The sequence below is a fragment of the Amycolatopsis sp. NPDC004368 genome, assembly GCF_053602515.1.
On sequence record NZ_JBSGDT010000067.1, the window covers coordinates 1 to 17,123 of the forward strand.

Annotated in this window: 11 protein-coding genes and 1 pseudogene; 8 read left to right on the forward strand and 4 right to left on the reverse strand. The window is 65.6% G+C overall.

Annotated elements, in window-relative coordinates; all coding sequences use genetic code 11:
* From ACWEOE_RS41445 to ACWEOE_RS41455, 3 genes are all read left to right on the forward strand, one after another.
* The coding region (locus ACWEOE_RS41445) for an FAD-dependent oxidoreductase (protein WP_452019225.1) at positions 1 to 539 on the forward strand (539 nt) is incomplete at its 5' end.
* Positions 540 to 647: 108 nt separating this feature from the next.
* Positions 648 to 977 carry a hypothetical protein gene (locus ACWEOE_RS41450; RefSeq protein ID WP_452019227.1) on the forward strand — a complete coding sequence of 110 codons (330 nt, stop codon included), beginning with the start codon at positions 648 to 650 and terminating at the stop codon, positions 975 to 977.
* Between the two features lie 584 nt (positions 978 to 1,561).
* Complete coding sequence (locus ACWEOE_RS41455) at positions 1,562 to 2,308, forward strand: SDR family NAD(P)-dependent oxidoreductase (protein ID WP_452019229.1); 747 nt, start codon at positions 1,562 to 1,564, stop codon at positions 2,306 to 2,308.
* 151 nt (positions 2,309 to 2,459) lie between these two features.
* Here the strand turns inward: ACWEOE_RS41455 and ACWEOE_RS41460 are convergent, their stop codons facing one another.
* From ACWEOE_RS41460 to ACWEOE_RS41475, 4 genes are all read right to left on the reverse strand, one after another.
* A complete protein-coding gene (locus ACWEOE_RS41460; protein WP_452019231.1) occupies positions 2,460 to 3,452 on the reverse strand; it encodes a zinc-binding dehydrogenase in 993 nt (330 codons plus the stop codon).
* Positions 3,453 to 3,501: 49 nt separating this feature from the next.
* A complete protein-coding gene (car, locus tag ACWEOE_RS41465; protein WP_452019233.1) occupies positions 3,502 to 7,011 on the reverse strand; it encodes a carboxylic acid reductase in 3,510 nt (1,169 codons plus the stop codon).
* A 139-nt stretch (positions 7,012 to 7,150) separates the two neighbouring features.
* Positions 7,151 to 8,575, reverse strand: coding sequence for a M20/M25/M40 family metallo-hydrolase (locus ACWEOE_RS41470; RefSeq protein WP_452019243.1), 1,425 nt, complete (start codon positions 8,573 to 8,575; stop codon positions 7,151 to 7,153).
* 98 nt (positions 8,576 to 8,673) lie between these two features.
* Positions 8,674 to 9,735 (reverse strand): MsnO8 family LLM class oxidoreductase, encoded by a 1,062-nt coding sequence (locus ACWEOE_RS41475; RefSeq protein ID WP_452019245.1) that lies wholly within the window; start codon positions 9,733 to 9,735, stop codon positions 8,674 to 8,676.
* Positions 9,736 to 10,036: 301 nt separating this feature from the next.
* Here ACWEOE_RS41475 and ACWEOE_RS41480 point away from each other — a divergent pair, with 301 nt between their 5' ends.
* The 5 genes and pseudogenes from ACWEOE_RS41480 to ACWEOE_RS41500 form a co-directional block, all read left to right on the forward strand.
* Complete coding sequence (locus ACWEOE_RS41480; protein ID WP_452019235.1) at positions 10,037 to 10,738, forward strand: response regulator transcription factor; 702 nt, start codon at positions 10,037 to 10,039, stop codon at positions 10,736 to 10,738.
* Positions 10,739 to 10,871: 133 nt separating this feature from the next.
* Entirely contained in the window at positions 10,872 to 13,694 is a 2,823-nt protein-coding gene (locus ACWEOE_RS41485; protein WP_452019237.1) for an AfsR/SARP family transcriptional regulator, read from the forward strand.
* A 190-nt stretch (positions 13,695 to 13,884) separates the two neighbouring features.
* Entirely contained in the window at positions 13,885 to 14,499 is a 615-nt protein-coding gene (gene aroQ / locus ACWEOE_RS41490; RefSeq protein ID WP_452019239.1) for a gamma subclass chorismate mutase AroQ, read from the forward strand.
* A 163-nt stretch (positions 14,500 to 14,662) separates the two neighbouring features.
* Entirely contained in the window at positions 14,663 to 16,108 is a 1,446-nt protein-coding gene (locus ACWEOE_RS41495) for an ATP-binding protein (RefSeq protein WP_452019241.1), read from the forward strand.
* A 534-nt stretch (positions 16,109 to 16,642) separates the two neighbouring features.
* Positions 16,643 to 17,123: pseudogene (locus ACWEOE_RS41500) on the forward strand (hypothetical protein); the annotation flags it as partial.

The window sequence follows — 17,123 nt, forward strand, 5'->3', positions numbered from 1 at the left end:
GTGCGATCGAGGTCGACGAGTACCTGCGGACCAGCCAGCCGCACATCTTCGCAGTCGGCGACGTCAACGGCGGTCCGCAGTTCACCTACGTCTCGATCGACGACGGCCGGATTGTGGTGGACCAGCTCCTGGGCGAAGGAAAACGAGCGACCACCGACCGCATTGCCATCCCCCGCACACTGTTCATGACGCCGCCGCTGGCGAACGTCGGGCTCACGGAGACGGAGGCCCGGGCGGCCGGGTACCGGATCAAGGTCGCGAGCCAGCCGGTCGCCGAGATCGTCGCGATGCCACGTGCCTACGTGGTCGAAGAGACCCGGGGAGTGATGAAGTTCGTGATCGACCTCGACACCGACGAGATCCTCGGCGCCACTCTCCTCAGCGTCGACTCCCAGGAGCTGATCAACACCGTCGCAGTCGCGATGCGCCACGGTATCAAGGCAACCGAGTTGCGTGGGGCCATCTACACACACCCCTCTTCCACGGAGGCGTTCAACGACGTTCTCGGGACCGTCGTACGCAGCGACGAAGCATCTTGACTCCTCGCTTTGCCACCCGTTCCGGTGCGTCCTGCCGACCAGGACGCACCGGATCTCCTCGCACATCAAGACACGAATACTTTTCTCGTCTGAACCCGGGAGAACCTCATGACCCTTGAGAAAATTTCCGTCGCGAATGGCGACCCGGTGGAGGCCCAGCACATCGCCGACGCCTTGACAGCCGCGCGCTTCACCTACGAAGACGGCTCAACTCAGATCTTCGAGCCCGGCGGTGAGACCACATACGTGGACCGTGGGAACCCTTCGGGAGGCGAATGGTATGTGGACGAGAACGGCCGGTTCTGTTCCTTTTGGCCACCCGCCTACCGCGCCTGCTATGACCTTCATTGGCTCGTCGAGAAAGGCAAGATCACCGGGCTGAGGTTCACCGAGCTCGGCCGGGGGTCCGTTTTCGAAGGCCGCTACGAAGCCGCCTGATGTCTCGCGTCTCTCGTCCCGATCGAGGACAGGGAGCTCACTGCCCGGGCGCCCGACGGTTCGCGAACCGACCGGGCGCCCGGGCAGTGCCCGTTCGACGTCACGTCGGCAGGTGCGAGCCGTTCTGCTCCACGACGATGTACCGCGCGTATCACTCCGGCCATCCAGGATCCGCCACGCCGGTTCGTCGTTCGTGTTCCGAGTGAGCCGCCTCCGCGCGTCGCATGGCCGAAGCCGGCTCATCGGCCGAGCCGAACGAGACGGTGCCACCGTGTTCTGCGGCCGAACCCCGGCTGTCCTGTCCTCCCAGGTGCATTCATGGATTCTCCTTGCGTTCAGACGACGACCCTACCTCCGGCCACCCGCCGGGTGTGAAGGAAATCGCTCGCCTGAGTCACGCATTCGAAGCGGCAAATGTTCGCCGGATCAGGAAAGACCGTCGTCGGGTGCAGCTTTCGTTCGCGCGCCGGAAACGAACGGCTCGCCTGACTACAGTTGGCACCACGACCACCAGGGGAACGTTCGCTGCCGGACCAGCCGAAAGCTTTGCCGTTCCCGAATCCGTTCAAGACCGTGGAGACCTTGTGAACACCAACCTTCAAGGCAAAGTCGCCCTGGTGACCGGCGGCAGCCGAGGCATCGGTGCCGAGTGTGCGCGTCAGCTCGCCGCGGCCGGCGCCGACGTCGCCGTCGGTTACCTGCAAGCGGCCGACAAGGCTGCCGCCGTCGTCAACGAAGCGCGCGCGTTCGGTGTGCGTGCAAGCGCCTTCAGGGCGGACCAGGCCGACCGCGAGCAGGTGGAGCGGTTGGTCGACAGTGTCGGCAGCGAATTCGGGCAGATCGACATTCTTGTCAACAGCGCAGGCGTGTTCGCCGGAGGCCCCACAGGCACCGTGCCCGTCGCGGACATCGAACGGATGTGGGCGATAAACGTGCACGGTCTTGTCGCCACGACGCAGCAAGCGCTGAAGTACATGCCCGACGGCGGTCGCATCATCAACCTCGGATCGGTCGTGGGTGAACGAGCTCACGCAGCGGGTCTCGCGGACTACAGCGCCACCAAGGCTGCAATCAGCATGTACGGGCGGTCGTGGTCCCACGAGTTCGCACCGCGCAGGATCACCGTCAACACCGTCGCGCCCATGTCCGTGGAGACCGACATGCGGATCCCGGAGGAGTCGCCACTCGGTCAGCACGTCTTGTCGGTGGCACCGCTGCACCGATACGCGACCCCGCAAGAGGTGGCAGCAACAGTCTTGTTCCTGGCCAGCCCTGAAGCATCGTACGTGTCCGGGGCGGACATCCGCGTGGACGGCGCCTGGAACGCCTGATCCGGCTGGCTTCGGGGCCGAGTCCGCCACTACTCGGTCCCGGAGCCGGTCCGGGCCGGTCGCACCACGCAGGGCAGACCGGCAGCTGTTCCTTGGCTCGCGCCGGCCGGCTGCCGGGCGCGAGCCAAGGAACAGCCCGTTCCCGCTGCGCTCAGAGGGCCACTCGAACGATTGACTTCCCAGCCCTCGGCGAGCTCTGTTCGGCGATCATCCGCGGAACATCATCGAAGCCGTAGACCGTGCCCACCGCAGTCGTGATGGCCCCGTCTTCCACCAGCTTGCGCAGGTGGTCCCACACGCTCGCCTCGACGTTGAGGTCGTCTTGGGGAAGGGCCAGCACACCGACCGCCGTGTAATTGCGCATGAGCATGTCGACAGGGTCCAGTGGGACGGGAGCCCCACTGGCAAGTCCCATCATCGCAATTCGGCCGTTGCGGCCGAGGCTCTTCAGGACCGCGGCCGCGGTCTCGCCGCCCACCGGGTCGAAGATGAGATCCGCTCCGCGTCCACCCGTCAGCTCGAGGATCTTCGCCGGAAGGTCATCCGTGCGGTGGTTGAGAACGTGATCGGCGCCAAGCCCCGCCACGAACTCCGCCTTCTCCGGGCTGCCGACGACGGCGATGACTGTCGCGCCCAGCACTTTGCCGAGTTGCACGGCAGCCGCACCGCTGCTGCCCGCCGCTCCGAGGACGACCAAGGCCTGGCCGGCCTCCACAGGAGCACGCTCGACCAGTGTCGCGTACGCCGTGCGGAAGGCAATGGGGAAGCCGCCGGCCTCTTCGTCCGACATGCCGTTCGGAACGCGGAACGTCGATTCCTCGCGGATGTAGGTGTATTCGGCGAAACCACCCCAGCCGGACCTGAAATCGGTGATACCGGCCACGCGATCACCGACTGCGAACCGCGATCCCGGCGGTGCTCCCACCACCTCGCCGGTGACTTCCTCGCCGAGGCCGAAGGGAGGGGCTCCCGTGAGCGGGTACTCGCCTCGGACCATCATCAAGTCGGGGAAACCGGCGCCGGCCGTCTTGACCCGGACCAGGATTCGGCCTGCTGCCGGCTCTGGCAGGGTCATTTCCTGCACCGCTACCGCTTCATCCGGATCGCCGAACTTCACCACGCGCCATGCACGGCCGGAAAACATGCTCTCTCCACTCCTGTCGATCAACTGTCGGACTGACGGGTGCAAGCGCTCAGAGCACGCCGAGTGCCGTGAGATCGCTCACGTACTTGCGAATCAGTCGCTCGGTGATATGCGGCACGTCCTTCGCCTGGCCCACCCCGGCGTTCTGAACGGCGGCACGAAACCGGTCGGACGGCACGGCCGTGGCCGTCGGCGCAGGAGTCGCGAAGGCTGTCAGGAGGGGGAGCAGCGACTGCCTCTTCTGCCTGTCCGGCAACGCACGCAGCGCCGTGGTGAAACGCTCGAACCACTGCGCGTACGACTCCATCCGACGGATCCGGTGCCCGGACTCATTCAGCCAGTCGACGAAAACGTCCAGCGAAATACCGTCATCGTGACTGTTGAGCAGGTTGTACGTCCGAAACCCGGTCGCTGCGTCAGCGCCCAGGGTGGCAATCGCCTCCGCCGTGAAGTCCACGGGGAGTCCGTCGTAGTGCGCGCGCGGCCGCTCGCCGGAGGTGTTCCGATAGAACGACGGCGGTGCGATACCCGTGACGATCAAGCTGAACAGCAGTCGGGTGAACACGTCCGGCAGGTTGAGCTGACCGCGGTAGCGCGAATGCGCCAGGATCATGTCCGATCGGAACACCGCGACGGGCAGTCCGGTCCTGTCGTGGGCCTCGCGGAGCAGAACTTCGCCAGCCCACTTGCTGGCCGCGTAACCACTCGCGTACCGGTTGTCGAGCACCCGTGCCGGGCTCGACTCACGAATATCGGCGTCCTCGTCCAACGAGGACGCCTGCTCGTCCGTAACCACCACCGACGAGAGGTACGTGACGGGCTTGAGCGTCCCGCTCACAGCCAGTTTGATCAGCTCGGCCGTGCCGGCCACGTTGGGAGCGAAGAGCTGGTCGTAGGGCAACACGTGGTTCACCAGCGCCGCCGCGTGAACGATGACGTCGACGGTGTCGGCCAGCCATTGCCAAGTCGCCGCCTCGAGCCCGAGCCGCGGCTCGCCCACGTCCGCCGCGATCACTTTCAACCGCCCGTCCGAGAGTTCGCCGAATCGCCTGACCAACGCCGCGTCACCACTGTCGAAGGCGGCTTCCAGCCGGGCCTGGGCGCTCTCGTCGGTGTGGCCTCGAACGAGGCACACCAGCGTGCCTCCGGTTTCGGCGAGCCGTTCGAGCCACTCCAGGCAGAGGAAGCGGCCGAGGTAGCCGTTGCCGCCGGTCAGCAACACGGTGCGTGCCTGGTCCGATGGAGGGCTCGCTCCCTCGAACCCGGCCAGGTCGACGAACTTGTCCAACCTGAGATCCGCAGCGCGCACGACTGTGCGCTGACCCCCGTGTACGGAAGCGGCAGTCGGCCGATCGGTGCCCGGACCCGACATCGACTCGACGTGCGCCGCCAGTGCGCGCAAGTCGTTCCCCGGGCTGGTGATGACGGCGACCGGTACTTCGACCCCGAAGATCTCCTGCAACAGCCGGGAGTAGGAAAGCGCCGACAGCGAATCGCCCCCCAATTCGGCGAAGCGCGCCTCGGGGCCGACCTGGTCCTCCCGCGCTCCGAGCACGGCTCGCGCCGCGCCGACGACGGTTTCGAGCGTCGGACGCTCGCGCCCGGTGCGGTGGAGATCCTGCAGTTGAGCTTGCTCTCGCTCTGCGCGCAAGTCGTACAGCGCCGCAAGCTGCTCGCCGTAGTGTGCCTTCAGCCGCGGGCGCATCAGCTTCCGGGCGCCGGTCAGGAGGCCGTTCTCCGGTGTGAACGGCTCGGTTTCAAGGAGGAAATCGCGGGGGATTTCGTAAGAGTCGAGTTCTTCGTCTTTGGCCAACTCCTGGATCGACGCGGCGATACGAGGTCGTAGCGCCGCCACGTCGCCGCCCACCGACTCGAGCGCCTCCGGGGTCGGGACCACCACGGCGGTGAGATACGAACGTTCGCTGTCCCCGTGCACGAAAATCTGCCGGATCGAGTCCGCGCTCGCAAACAATGTCTCCAGCCGGGACAGTGCCACGAACTCACCCTGGGACAGCTTCAGCACGTTCTTGGCCCGATCGACGTACACCAGGGTGTCAGGCGCGACTTCGGCCATGATGTCGCCAGTGTGGTAATAGCCATCGGTACCGAAGACTTCGGCGGTTGCGTCCGGACGACGATAATAGCCCGCGACCAGGGTGTCCGTCTTGAGCAGCAGCTCACCACGGGGGTAGGGCAAGTCTGTCGAGAAGTACCCCAGCTCCGGAACGTCCACGAGCTTGTAATCGCTCACCGGTGGCCGCAGGAGCCGGTTGTCTATCAGGAATCCACCGGCCTCGGTCGACCCGAACAGGTCATGCAGAGGCAGCTCCAGGAGGCCTTCGGCGAACTCACGCAACTCCGCGGACAGGGGCGCTGAGCCGAACAGGGCCCACACGACTCGCCCACCCAGCACGTGCTGCCGGATGTCGGACTTCAGCTGGGCTTCCAGGGCGACCTGGTCGATTCCTTCGGCGGCCCGGCGGTTCAGCTCGCCGGTGAACCGTTGGAAGATCATCTCGCAGACGCGCGGAACCAGCATGAGCTCGGTCGGCCGCACCAGTGCGATGTCCTCGAACAGGGTGGACAGATCGCCGGCCGACACGAAGTGGACGGTGCCCCCCCTCGTGAGGGCTTGGAAAAGCAGCGCCCGCCCCAGAACGTGGCTCAGCGGTGTGTACGAGAGAGCGATGGCCGGCTGTTCGGGTACCCGGGGGAAGTACGAAGTCCACAACGACGCACACAGTCGCTCGGTGTACATGGCACCTTTGGGCGTACCGGTGCTGCCGGAGGTGTACAACAGCAGCGACAGCCGGTCGGGATCGTACGCCGGCCGTGGTGCCGGTACCAGCGATCGACCCCGTTCGATCACCTCGGTCAGTCTGGACAGTCGAACCCGGGTTCCTTTCAGGCGGGCACGCGCTGCTTCCAGTTGTGCGCGGTGCTCGTCGTCCTCCGGATGGAGGTCGAAGACCACCACCCGCAGGACCGTGTCGACCCCGAGCGCGAGATCGAGCGCAGAGTGCAGGAGGTCGGGACTCGACGCGATGATCCTCGGTTCCGTCTCTTCGACGATGGGCCGCAGAGTGGCGCTCGCAGCGCTGGACTGCAGAGCCACGATGGTCGCCCCGAGCCTCGAACAGGCGAGATCGACAGCCACGTAGTCCGGGCTGCCTGCACCGAGCACCGCAACACGCTCCGCGACGTGGACAGGTGCGAGTTCGTCGCGATGCCACTCGGCCGCGATCGCCTCGACACGATCGCTGAGCTCCCGGTAAGAGACGGTGGTGAAGCCTGCGGACAAGTGCCGCGAGGCTCGTCCGGTCTCGGAGTCGGTCGAGGTTTCCGCAGCCCGCTCCCCCAACGCAGGCCGATCCGCATACCGCTGTGACACGAGCTCGAGGATATCCGCCACACCGAGGCCGGGTCGGGAAACTTCGGCGATCACAGCCTGGTCGGGTCGAGTATCACGAACCTCCCGATCATGCTCGTAAAGCGCGGCCAACTTCTCGGTCTCACGCTTGTCCGTGGCATCGGCCCACGAGAACGCCTTGCTCCGCACTCTTTCTCACACCCCCGAATCGCTTGTTCATGAAGGACCGGTCTCGTCCACGTTCTCTCCACGACGTTACGGCGTTAGAAGGCTCGACCTGGTGATCTTGATCGAAAGTCCGAACGGACTTGGTCCTTCGTGGAGAATTTCAGTCGGCTTCTGCAGCATGAGCCTCGAGCACGTGCGCAACAGCCTCGGTGACGCGCCGAGCAAAGGGGATGTGCAGCCATTCGTCGGGCACGTGCACGTTCGATTCGGCGCCGAGGGCTCCCGTCACCAGGAAAGCCGCGTCCGGATAAGCGCGAACCAGCATCTGCATGAACGGAATGCCGGCACCCAAGCCGATGAACCGGTGTCGCGCGCCGAATACCCGGTCTCCGACGTCGTCCAGAGCGTTCGCCAGCCAGTCAGGTGTGTCCGGGGCGTACCAGCCGTCCTGGGCCATCACATCGGTGATGGTCGCGTTGGCGCGGTAGGGAACGTCCGTGGTGGTGATCCGTTCGAGCGCCGCGGCAGCGACCGCCGCGTCGACGGTGGGCGGCAACCGGAAGCTCAGCCGCAACGAGGTGCCGGCCCGGAGCACGGCTCCTGCCGCCGAGACGTCCGGCAGTCCTGCGGCACCGGTCACCGACAACGTCGGCCGCCAGGTGTTGTTCAGGATCCGCTCCGCTTCGTCTTCGGAAGTCGGCTGTGCACCTGGGACCAGCGCCAGGGGATGCAGGCTGGCATCCGGGTCGAGCTTCGCGAGCGCTACAGCGTCGAGGGCACATTGCTCCGGGATGTCCGCATTCATCTCCGGCACGAGGATTCGCCCGCTCGCCGGGTCTTCGAGCCGATCGAGCAGTGTGCGCATGATGCGGAAAGAACTCGGCACGATGCCGCTGGCCATTCCTGAATGGACGGAGCTCTCGAGGATGGAGACAGTCAGCGTCGCCTGGAGGATTCCACGCAGGCTCCTGGTCACCCAGAGCCGCTCGAAATCGCCGCCGCCCGAGTCCAGGCACGTCACCAGGGTCACGCGGCCCAGGCGTTCCCGCAAGTGGCCGAGGTAGGCCGGAAGGTCGGGACTTCCCGATTCCTCTCCCGTCTCCAGCAGGATCACCACCCTGCGGTGGCTGCCGCCCGCGACGTGGATCGCGCGAACCGCCGCCGTGGCGGCGTACCCTGCGTAGCTGTCATCGGCCGAACCTCGACCGTACAGCTTGTCACCCCGGACAACGGGGTCCCACGGCCCCAACCCGTCGGACCACCCTTCGGACGAGGGCTGCTTGTCGAGATGGCCGTAGAGGAGTGCTACCTGACCGTCGATGGCGCCGTCCGTCGCCGGAACGTCCATCAGGACGAGGGGTGACCTGCCCTCGATCTCCACCACCTCGGCGGTTGCACCGGGCAGGTCCTGCCGGCGAAGCCACGCCGCCATGTGCTCGGCCGCGCGCCGCAGGTACCCGTTCGCCCGCCAATCCGGATCGTAGGCTTCGGACACCGCCGGCAATCGCAACAGTTCCGTGAGATCGGGAAGGACCTCGCCGTCCCACATGGCGGCGACCGCGTCACGGACCTGTTGGTGCTCCATCGTCATACACTCCAGAACTGTTCCGACCACGTTGTTCACGCCACGAAGATCTCTGCCGCCCCACCAGAGCACGGACCGGTGCGGCGTCGCATCCGTGATCACCCAGGGCTTGCCCGAGTGTGCTCACGGACCGCACTGCGCATGACCAGCTCGAAGGACCGTGCCCGATCCGCGGGTTCGTAGACCGGGGTCATCAGCATGAGCTCGTCGGCCCCCGTCGTGGCCGCCAAGTCGACAAGCTGCTTCACCACACGATCGGCGTCCCCGATGGCTTGGGTTCGAACGAGCAGATCCGCGGTTCCGTGTTCCGCCTCTGTCAGCCCGCGGGCGGCCATCTCCGCGACTGTGGCGAACGACTCCATGTCGCCTCCGCCCAGGACCGAAGCCGCGAAGTAGCGGATTGCGGGCCGCGCCAGCAGTTCGGCCCGATCGACGGTGTCGGCGCACACAGCCGTCACCGACACCATCACGTACGGGTGATCAAGACGGCGTGAGGCCTTGAAGTTCCGGCGGTACAGCCGCACGGATTCCGATGTCTGGTCGGGCCGGATGTGATGTGCGACCACCAGCGGCAGGCCCAGCGCGGCCGCCAGCGTCGCACCCGCACCCGACGACGACAGCAGCCATGGACCGCCGTCGGGGGACATGTCCGCCGGCCCGCCAGCCATCAGGTCCACCAGCTCTTTGACTGACCGCCCGTACTCGTCGCCATCCGCGGGAGGAGCGCCGCGACGAAGGGCCCGGATCACGTCCGGATCTCGCGTCCCCGAGCCCCGGCCCACGCCGACGTCGATTCGCCCGGGGTGCAATGCCCGGAGCATCGAGAATTCTTCGGCCACCGCGAGCGGCGAGTGGTTCGTCAGCATCACCCCGCCCGAGCCGACGTGGATCCTCTTCGTTGTCGCTGCGATCTGGGCGATCAGGACAGCCGGGACCGAGCTCGCGCTCGACCGCGACCGATGGTGCTCCGCCACCCAGAAACGGCGGTATCCCCAGGCTTCGACCTGTGCGGCGAGACCGACAGTCGCACGTAGAGCCTCGGTGCTCGATCGGCCCTGCTCGATCATTGCAATGTCCAAAACGGACAACGGGAGGGAAATCATGCTCGTCCCAAGATCCTGTAGGTCGCGGTGAGGAGATCCGATTGCGCGATCCGACATTACCCGGGAAACGTCGGAGCTGATCGGGTGATCATCTTCGGGCCGCCCGACGCCAAGGCATTCGTTACTTGGATTGAATCGAAAGAAAATCCTTATGATCGGGTGCTGCCTGCGCACGAGGCTCTCGAGGCCCAAGAAGTTCGGCTACTCGATCGAGCGCTCTCGAGGAGCACCGCCGGACACTTGGCTCTGCCATGATCCTCACAGCGTCGCCCCATACCGATTCCGTTGACAACCGCTACGTTCCGTGAGCAAGTTTTCGTCAAGAGTCCCGCAGGCGCACTGCCGGAAGCTCAGGGACATGCAGACATTGCGCGAGAAGACCCCCAGCACGACAGTCCAGAACGTGGTCGACCTCACCTATCCGAGGCCTGCGGACAAGAACCAGGCCGGGCAGGTCACCGTGCGTGTGGCCGCCGAAGACGCGATCACCTCGTCGGGTGTCGCCAGGATCCTCACCGGGGATCGCCGGCTCGTGCCGGCTGCTTTCGACGAGCCGGCGGATGTCCTCGTGTTCATCGCCGGACAGGTCGCGGCACAAGACATCCAGCGGCTCCGCTCGATGCGCGAGTCGGCACGATCGGTGGTGCTGCTCGCCAACGGCGTCGGTGAAGAGGCGTTGCTCACGTTGGTCGAATGCGGAGTCGTCGGCATCCTCGCCCGTCGCTCCTCCGGCGTGGCCGAGCTGGCTGAAGCGGTGGTCAGTGCCGCCAACAACCAGGGGGTCATGCCCAAGGAAGTCTTGGGCAAGCTGCTCGCCCTGGTCCGGAACATGCAGAAGGACACGCTCGGGTCGCTCGGCTTCAACAGCTCCGGTCTCACCCAACGGGAGGTGGACATCCTGAGGATGCTCGCCGAGGGCGCGGAAACCGCCGAGATCGCTCGTCGGCTCACCTACTCGGAAAGCACCATCAAGCACGTGCTGCACGCCTTGACCACGCGGTTCAGGTTCCGCAACCGCGCACACGCCGTCGCTTGCGCCGTTCGCGCCGGAATCCTCTGAGCACACTCGTAAGCGATCCGTAACGAACCCTCCAGGATGAGTACTACGGCAGAACCTGCTTACGATTGCCGCAGGCGTTGGTGTCCACATACCGACACCGGGCCAGGGTCGATCGGCGAAAGGCATCTGTCGCGTGGCAATCGAGTTCCGGATCCTGGGTGACGTCGAAGCAAATCGCGAAGGCCAAGCACTCGTGCTCGGACCCTCCCGGCCTCGAGCCGTGCTCGTGGCGCTGCTCTTGGACGTGAACAAGCCCGTGCAGCTGGGCGAACTTGTCAGCCGTGTCTGGGGTGAGAAAGCTCCTCGGCAGGCTCACAGCTCACTGCACAGCTACTTCACCCGATTGCGCTCGGCGTTGGGCAATGACGCCGGCATCGTCCGGCGGGGGCGCGGTTATGCGATCGAGGTCGATGACGGTAGCATCGACTTGAATCGGTTCCGCCGTTCTGTGACGCTCGCCCGCAACAGCACCTGCCCGTCGGAAGCGCTCGCCCACTTCGACGCGGCACTGGAGCTTTGGCGGGGGGAACCCTTTGCCGGCTTGGACAGTCCGTGGTTGAACAACGCGCGCACGGCGTTGCTCGCCGAGCACGAATCGGTCGTCCTCGACCGGACCGACAAGCAGCTGGAGCTGGGCCTGCACACCTCGCTCCTGGCTGAGCTGTCGTCGCGGGCGGACAGGCAGCCGTTGAACGAACGGGTGGCAGCACAGATGATGCTCACCCTGTACCGCAGCGATCGCCAGGCCGAGGCCCTGCTCTACTTCGACAAAATCCGCTCCGCGCTCGCGGAGGAGCTGGGAGTCGATCCAGGCCCCACCCTGCGCGCTCTCCACCAGCAGATCCTTCTCGAAGACCCGCGCCTGCGACCGGCGGGTAGCGGAAAGTCACTCGGGCCGGTGGCGGCGGAAGCGTCAGGAGAGTCGCCGTCCGATGATTGGCTCGCCATCGTCCCCCGTCAGCTCCCCTCGGCGCCGCGCTCCTTCGTCGGCCGTCGACAGGAGCTGGAGAAGCTGTCGGATGCGCTCACGCCAGACGGCTCCACCACTCGAGTCGCCGTCGTCACCGGTGCCGGCGGCATGGGGAAGAGCTGGCTGACCCAGCAGTGGGCGCACCACCACCTCGACCTCTTCCCCGATGGTCAGCTCTTCGCGAACCTCAGGGGGTTCGAGCCATCACTCGATCCAGTGTCGCCCCACCAGGCAATGCGCACTTTCCTGATGGCACTGGAGATCGACCCGAACGTCATCCCCGACGAACCACAAGCGATGACGGGGCTGTACCGCAGCGTGCTGGCCGACAAGCGAGTGCTGCTCGTAGTCGACGACGCACGCACAGCCGACCAAGTGGCGGCGCTGGTCCCCAGCGGGCCGGGTTGCTCGCTGATCGTGACCAGCCGCAACCGGCTCACCAGCCTGGTGACCAGTCACAACGCAACGCTCCTGTCCCTTGATCCGCTGGATGACCAGGAGTCGCTTGACCTGCTTGCCTCCGGGCTCGGCGCGGAGCGCTCGAAAGCCGAGGCGGTGGCAACCGGGCAATTGGCGGCGGCGTGTGGCGGTCTTCCCCTGGCGCTGGCCATCACCATCGGGCGCGTTCAGGAAAACCCCGAATTCCCACTGGAATCGCTGGTGGCCGAACTGCACGACGCCGGATCGGCGCTCAACGCCCTGGACGTGGACGAAGACTTGAGCATTCGAGCCGTACTCTCGACGTCCTACGCGGCGCTCCCGTCCGAACAGGCCGAGGTCTTCCGATTGCTCGGTATCGCGCCCGGCTCGGACATCGACGTCACCGCCGCCGGTGCGCTGATCGGCAAGTCCTACGCGGCGACACGAGTTCTCCTGCGTGCGCTCGAGCGCGCTTCGCTGCTGCACCAGCACAGCCCCGGACGCTTTCGCATGCACGATCTGGTCCGCCTGTATGCACGTGAACAGGCGGAAGAACACATCAGCGAGGACGTGCTCCGCGCGGCGGTGTGGCGATTCTCGAACTTCTACCTCCACACCGCCGTTCCGGCACAGGAATTGCTGGTTCCCGGCAGGCCACGCATCACGATCGACCCGCCGCCCGAGGGCTGCAACCCTCTGACGATGCACAGCAGCGATGAAGCGTGGCGGTGGTTCGAAATCGAGGAGCCCAACCTACGAACCATCCAGAGCCACGCCGAGGGCCTCGGCTGGCGCGAGCTGGTCTGGCAGATCTCCTGGGCGATCACGAACATCTATTCGCTGCGGGGTCTCCACCGTGAGGTCATCGCTATCTGGCAGGCCGCGCTACGCGCGGCGGAGGCTCGGAACCGGCCCAGCGAGCTCACCGTCGCTCACCGGTTTCTCGCCATCGGCTCGGCTAGGTCGGGGCTGGACGACGCGGCACTGGACCACATCGAGAAAGCGGTGGCACTGGCGGAGCGAACCGATGACATCGTGGACCGGATTCTCGCACTGAAGGTGAAGAGCGAGCTCAACTGCCGGGCCGGACGGATGGAACTCGCCGTGGCCGACGGAACACTCGGGTGGGAATTGGCTCGTGACCAGCCGGCGCACATCCGCGAACGCCTGGCCAGCGATCTGGCGTGGTGCCTGACGGAGAACGGCCAGTACGAGGAGGCGAGCACGATGGCCCAGGTCGCACTCGATCTAGGCAAGGATCTGGAGGAAAAGCTGCGCGCGACAAATCTCGACACGCTCGGGCAGATTTCCCTCAGGACAGGCAACCCGGATCAAGCAATCGACTATTTCAACCAGGCCCTGGCACTCCTGCAGAAGCCCCAGGACTTCAGCGAACGGGCCAACACGCTCTACGCTCTAGGCACCACGTATTCACAACTCGGGCACGTGGGCAAGGCCAAGACCTGCCTGAGCGAGTCTTTGGAGATGTTTCGCCAACAGCATTCGACAGAATTGGTCCGGCTGGCTGAAAGCGCACTCGAGAGCCTTACTGGAAACGACGGCTGACAAGCAAGAACGGACGGCCAACGTTCCCCGTCCAGCCGATCATCATTTTCCGCCAAATCCGGCAAATGTTCGCCATCCACACCATCTGTAGCGGACCATGGTCGGGTCACGCGCATGTCGCACCGGCCATGGCCGAATCTCAGAGAAAGGGCTCCCTGAAGTGTCGAAAGCCCGAACTGCGGGACGAGTGGTGTTCCCGTTGCTGGTGGGGGCGGTGATGGCGGTTTCCGTCTCGGCGCCCGCCCTTGCCGCCGTTCCCCGCGCCACGTCGTCGAGCGTCAACGCCAACTACACCAGCCCGGACCTCGAGGTGACGCCGGCAGGTCCACTCGGTCCGGTGACCGACCTGGTCATCCGACGGTTGCTGATCGGCGATCAGGTCGCGGCCGCGAAGTTCGGCACGGACAAGCCGATCGACGATCCCGTTCGCGAACAGCAGGAACTGGACTCGATCCGGAAGAGTGCCGAGTCGCTGGGTATCGATCCTGTCGCTACGGCGGCCTTTTTCCAGCAGCAGATCACCGCCAGCAAGATCGTCCAGCAGGGCTTGTTCGACCGGTGGACCGCTCACCCCGCAGAGGCTCCGACCACCCGCCCCGATCTGGCCGAGATCCGCGACCAGCTGGACCAGCTCACGACCGACTTGCTCCAGCAGCTGGTGGCGCACCGGCAACTCCTGGCAACGGCCGGTGCGTGCGAGCTTTCTCTCCGCGTCGCGCAGGTCACAGGCGAGGTGTTCCGGCATCTCGACGGTCTTCACCGCCGCGCCTTGACCACGGCGTTGTCGTCGACCTGCACGAAGTAAGCACACACCGCCGATCGGCAAAGGCGCCGGGATCCCGCGTGGACCCGGCGCCCGACCGGTGAACCGCCGGTGTCTTCGCGGATGCGACGAGGGCTGCTTCACTGCCACGATTTTCGAACGGCGGGCCGGTGCGTGTCGAGCGTCGGCCAGAAACCGGGGAGACATGGCGACTCACGAAACACCGACCTGTGACGTGGAGGAACTCAGGACACTGTTCCTGTTCGAGAACCTGGCGGAGGACCAATTGGCCTGGCTGTGCCGCCACGGCCGGGTGGAGTGGTTCGAGCCCGGCTACCTCTATGACGAGAACGACCTGGTGACGCCTCTGTACGTTCTCCTCGAAGGCGAATTGGTCATTTCTCGCCGGGTTGGCGGCGAACACATCGAGATCAACAAAACGAGCCGGGCCGGTTCTTATGCCGGCGCTTGGCGTACGTTCTTCGGCGACCGAGTCGGCACTGCATTGGACGATACCCTGCGAGTCACCAGACCATCACGGTTGTACGTGCTCGCCCCGGACAAGTTCAGTGAATTGATGCACAAGTGGTTTCCAATGCCCGGACATATGTTCGAAGGGCTGTTCCGCGGGATGAAGGCCACACAGGAAGCGATCAGCCAGCGCGAACGGCTGCTGGCGCTGGGTTCACTGGCCGCCGGTCTCACCCACGAGCTCAACAATCCGGCGGCCGCCGCCACGCGCGCAACCGCAGCACTGCGAGAGCACATCTCCGAGCTGCGGCGGACACCCGATGCGAGCTCCTCTGCCGGCGCCGGCTCCCCCCAGTTCCGGGAACTGGTCAAGCTGGAGGAACTTGCCCTGAACCAAGTTTTCGCAGCTCGGTCGGCTAGCCCCCTGGAAGCCGCCGATCAAGAGGACGAGCTGAACGAGTGGCTCGATGAACACGGCATCACGGACGGCTGGCGCATCGCCCCCTCGCTCGTGCAGGCGGCGTTGACGGTCGACTGGCTGGACGCGGTGGCGGCCACGACGGGCGACGATCCGGCGCTCGGAAATTTTCTGCACCAGCTGAGCCATATCATCGAGATCGAGCTGCTGGTCGGTGAGATCGATGATGCCAGCACGCGGATTTCGGCTCTGGTCACAGCAGCTCAGCACTACTCGCAGATGGATCGCGCCCAGTATCGGGAGGTCGACGTCCACGAGCTGCTCGACAGCACCTTGCTGATGCTGAACAGCAGGATCGCTGACAACGTCACCGTGGTCAAAGAATACGACTGCGGGCTGCCCGCAATTCCGCTGTACGCCGCGGAGATGAACCAGGTGTGGACCAACCTCATCGACAACGCGCTCGACGCGATGGGCGGCAGTGGGACCCTTACCGTACGCACCTCGCGCGACTACGACAGGCTGCTCGTGGAAGTCTCGGACACCGGCGTAGGAGTGCCTGCTGAGGTACAACACCGCATCTTCGAGCCGTTCTTCACGACGAAGCCCGTCGGATCGGGCACCGGCCTCGGGCTCGATGTGTCGTGGCGGATCGTGGTCGGCAAACACGGTGGAGATCTCTCCGTCGAATCGGCGCCGGGCAACACCCGGTTCATGGTGCGCTTGCCGTTGTCGGCTCCTGAACCCGACGAAACACCGTGACGGAGGCGGCGGCCGCCAGGCCGGGACGGTGAGGCGCGCATCGGTGCCTGCCCAGCGGTTTCGCCGCTTCGGGGCGGGGAACCGGCGCCACCACTGCGGCTTGAACGATCGTGCCGTCAGGTCGTCCGTTCGAAAAATGCACCGGTTTTCGGGGGCCGGGTTGACTCGCGCGACATCATGACGCGATACATTCGAAAATTCTTGACATTTTCTTCATGAGGCGAATATTTCGCACGCCCGGCGCACCTTGATGACCGGACTGAACCAATTCCGGAACTGCAGTTCCGGAAGAAAATTAGGGCATCCGCCCAATCGAAACTTCTGCTGCGCTCCCGGATACTTCGCCGGTGATCGCGTCGACTCCTGATGACCTACCGGCCGATGAGCCAGTTTCCGCCGAATCCATTGATGGAGCTCCAGTTCCGCCCGGCGAGCCGGGTGGCCGCCACGACGAGTCCAGCCAGCCCGTGATTGCGGCGAGGTACGAAGCCTTGTGAGCCGCCGGTCCTGCAACCCTCTGGAAAGGCATTCCCCTTGAGAGTCCCCCTGACGCGCCTGCTGGCGCTCATCCTCCCGGTGCTAACGGGCCTGGCGCTGATCGTCGGTACCACTCAGCTCGGTACCGCCCAGCTCGGCGCCGGCCGACCCGACGTCACGCAGCCCGGCACGGTCCCAGCGCAGGACGCCGCCGGGCAAGCCGTACTCAACGCCGCCAACACTTCCGGCGACGCGAAGCCTGTCGCCGCCGACAAGGCGACCCGGACCGCGGCCGGTAAGCCCGCCGCGGAGGCGCCCAAGGCGCTGTACACCCCGACCGGCTGCAACTCCGCCAAGCCGAAGCCGCACACCGTCACCTGCAACTCGCTGTTCAAGGCGGACACGAACCTGCACCCGCTGACCAGCGCCGACGGCCCGCTGGCGGGCTCGCTGGGCCCGGCCGACATCCAGGCCGCCTACGACCTGCCGGGCGGCGGCGAGGGCAAGACCGTCGCCATCATCGACGCGCTCGGCGACT

What these genes read in the sequence shown, in the direction of transcription:
- ACWEOE_RS41495 (WP_452019241.1), top strand. Translation starts at nt 14,663, where the DNA reads ATGGCGACTCACGAAACACCGACCTGTGACGTGGAGGAACTCAGGACA.
- ACWEOE_RS41480 (WP_452019235.1), top strand. Translation starts at nt 10,037, where the DNA reads ATGCAGACATTGCGCGAGAAGACCCCCAGCACGACAGTCCAGAACGTG.
- ACWEOE_RS41460 (WP_452019231.1), bottom strand. Translation starts at nt 3,452, where the DNA reads ATGTTTTCCGGCCGTGCATGGCGCGTGGTGAAGTTCGGCGATCCGGAT.
- ACWEOE_RS41470 (WP_452019243.1), bottom strand. Translation starts at nt 8,575, where the DNA reads ATGGAGCACCAACAGGTCCGTGACGCGGTCGCCGCCATGTGGGACGGC.
- ACWEOE_RS41450 (WP_452019227.1), top strand. Translation starts at nt 648, where the DNA reads ATGACCCTTGAGAAAATTTCCGTCGCGAATGGCGACCCGGTGGAGGCC.
- ACWEOE_RS41475 (WP_452019245.1), bottom strand. Translation starts at nt 9,735, where the DNA reads ATGTCGGATCGCGCAATCGGATCTCCTCACCGCGACCTACAGGATCTT.